This window comes from Bradyrhizobium sp. CCBAU 45389, assembly GCF_028128625.1.
GTDB classification, from domain to species: Bacteria; Pseudomonadota; Alphaproteobacteria; order Rhizobiales; family Xanthobacteraceae; genus Bradyrhizobium; species Bradyrhizobium liaoningense_B.
This window is the reverse complement of the sequence record NZ_LBIY01000003.1, coordinates 2671-3368: the sequence shown is the minus strand read 5'-3', so window position 1 is coordinate 3368 and position 698 is coordinate 2671. Positions and strand designations below refer to the sequence as shown.

Annotated in this window: 1 pseudogene; it reads right to left on the bottom strand. The window is 59.0% G+C overall.

Annotated features, from left to right (window positions below):
- Positions 1 to 33: 33 nt before the first annotated feature.
- Positions 34 to 698, bottom strand: a pseudogene (locus XH79_RS03775) (recombinase family protein); the annotation flags it as partial.

Genomic DNA, 698 nt, shown 5'->3' with positions numbered 1-698 from the left:
CCGCGCGACAAGGCGATTGCTTCATATTGCACCTCATCCTGACAGTTGCGCGGTGATAGATGTTGTTTGCGGTTTGCGGGAGCGGCGGCCGCCGCGGCCTTTAAGGATAGTCGTATTTGATGGGATCTCCCAGAGGCCACGGTTAAGGCAGTCAGCGTAGCACTGTTTGATGAGTCCCTGACGGCCCCACTCCTGCACGGTGGTCTTGGCAATGCCAAACCTCGCTGCGACCTCGCGCGTCGTGAGCATGCCACAGTGGCGCAGTCGATCGTATCGACTCGCCAGTTTGTAGGCACCTCGAATGAAGGCGATCTTCTTCAGATTGAACGGCTTTGCCTCCCATGTGCGCCATCCGTTCTGATTGAGAATCTCAGCGATCTCACGATCGCAGTAATGGTCAAGGAGACGATCGACCTCGGCGACGAGCTCGGGTTTGAACTTGCGGATCTGTGCGATAGGCAACGGCCGTTCGAGCACCAAGGAGCGCGTCGCGCCGCCCGACAGGCGCACGTGAACAGTGATCTTCTCCGCTTTGATCAGGGTTACGTCGTCAATGAGTAGACGCACAATACGCTTGCGCTCGCGGACGTCGACACGCGGGTCGTGCCAGATTCGTGGCAGTTGCTCGGCAAGATCGAGAATGCGCCGTCGGGTCTCGGCGTTCAGTGCTGCGGCTTGCTGTTTGCTGCGGCGCTCGT